This window comes from Streptomyces graminilatus (assembly GCF_001418565.1).
Lineage (GTDB): Bacteria > Actinomycetota > Actinomycetes > Streptomycetales > Streptomycetaceae > Streptomyces > Streptomyces graminilatus.
Genome location: NZ_LIQQ01000779.1, coordinates 1 through 1,658 on the forward strand (window position 1 = coordinate 1; position 1,658 = coordinate 1,658).

Here is a 1,658-nt window from a genome sequence, read left to right on the forward strand (position 1 = left end):
CTGTGGGGGAATTGTGGGGCATCTGGGGGTATCCGGGGGTCTCGCGGACAGGACTAGATGATAGAAGTCACCAAATCTTCAGCACAAGGTGAATCAAACAACCACACTTTCCCTGGCCCATTTGCCCCGCACACGCCGAATACGCCCCGCGCCCGCCACTCCGCGGATGCCCCGGGTCCACCCGCGCCACCCACGATGCGCCCGGTGTCCAAGGCCAGCAGGTTCCACGACCCGAATGAGCCGGAGAGCCGCTTCGGCCGTACTTCCTGACGCACGAGCTCCTGACGTACGAGCTCCTGACGCATGAGCCTCTGAGGGACGAGCTCCTGGCGTACGAGCCTCTGACGTACGAGCTCCCGGCGTACGAGCCCTCGCGTACGAGCTCCTGACGTGCGACGCGACACTCCCGATGGCGCGAATATAGGGGTACCCCGTACCCGTATACGTTCGCCGGGCTAGCATGACCCCCGTGATGACAGCCCGCGCACAGCGACAGCAGCGCGCGCACCCCGGGCGGAACCCGTTCCGGTGGGCGCGTGCGTTTGTCGTGCTCGGGCTGCTGGCCGGTGTCCTCGCGATGCACGGACTCGCGCCGGGCGGCCTGTCCGTCGGGATGACGCACTCCGCCCACCACGGGCACGAGGCCCAGGCGTCGCGGTCGTTGAGCATGCGGGCGGGGCCTGCCGAGGAATCCGTCTGCCACTGCTCAGGCTCGCCCGACGGCCATGCCCAGCACGCCGACGCGACCTGCGCTTCCGGCGCCGTCCCGGCGGGGCACACGTTCGCCGCGCTCGCGCCCGACCCGGCAGGCGCCTCGGCCCTGGCCGCCCGTGCCGACCGCTCGCTGCCCCCGGCTCCCGAGGGCGCCCGCGCGCCACCGTCCCTGGCCGAACTCCAACTCCTGCGGATCTAGAGGCAATTCACCAACCCGACTCGCCTCACATCCATCACGCACAGCACCGCACAGCAGGAGTTCCAGCATGCGCAAAACCCGCAGCATCCTCGTCGCCATGGCCGCCACCGCCGCCCTCGCCGTCACGCTCACCGCGTGCGGCAGCGAGGACGGCAAGAGCGACACCAACAGCAGCAGCGCCGCAGGCACCGGTACAGGTGCCGGCGCCGGGAGCGGCAAGGCCGAGGACCACAACGCCCAGGACGTCACCTTCGCGCAGGGCATGATCCCCCACCACAAGGGCGCCCTGGAGATGGCCAAAGTGGCCGCCAAGAAGGCCTCGTCGGCCGAGGTCAAGGCCCTCGCGGCCCGTATCGAGAAGGCTCAGGCCCCGGAGATCGAGACCATGTCGGGGTGGCTGAAGACCTGGGGCAAGGAAGTCCCGACGTCGACGCAGTCGATGCCCGGCATGGACTCGATGGAGTCGATGGAGTCCATGAAGGCGATGCCCGGGATGAACCACGGATCGGCCGCCGAGGACTTCGACAAGGCGTTCCTCACGATGATGATCGAGCACCACAAGGGCGCGGTGGAGATGGCCACCACCGAGAAGGCCAAGGGCCAGTACGGCCCCGCCACCTCCATGGCCGACGACGTCATCCGCACCCAGACGGCCGAGATCGCCGAGATGAACAAGCTCCTCGGCAAGAACTGACCCACCACCGCGAACCGGTCGGCCACGCCCCTGGGCACCCGGCCGGTTCGC

2 protein-coding genes are annotated in these 1,658 nt (G+C 68.9%); both read left to right on the top strand.

Going from position 1 to position 1,658, the window contains the following annotated elements; all coding sequences use genetic code 11:
* Window positions 1–472: 472 nt before the first annotated feature.
* A complete protein-coding gene (locus AOK08_RS41475) occupies window positions 473–913 on the top strand; it encodes a DUF6153 family protein (protein WP_055535704.1) in 441 nt (146 codons plus the stop codon).
* 67 nt (window positions 914–980) lie between these two features.
* Entirely contained in the window at window positions 981–1,607 is a 627-nt protein-coding gene (locus AOK08_RS41480; protein ID WP_055535705.1) for a DUF305 domain-containing protein, read from the top strand.
* The last annotated feature ends 51 nt before the right edge of the window (window positions 1,608–1,658 follow it).

Excerpts from the sequence above, each read along its gene's own strand:
- AOK08_RS41475 (WP_055535704.1), top strand. The coding sequence starts at position 473 with ATGACAGCCCGCGCACAGCGACAGCAGCGCGCGCACCCCGGGCGGAAC.
- AOK08_RS41480 (WP_055535705.1), top strand. The coding sequence starts at position 981 with ATGCGCAAAACCCGCAGCATCCTCGTCGCCATGGCCGCCACCGCCGCC.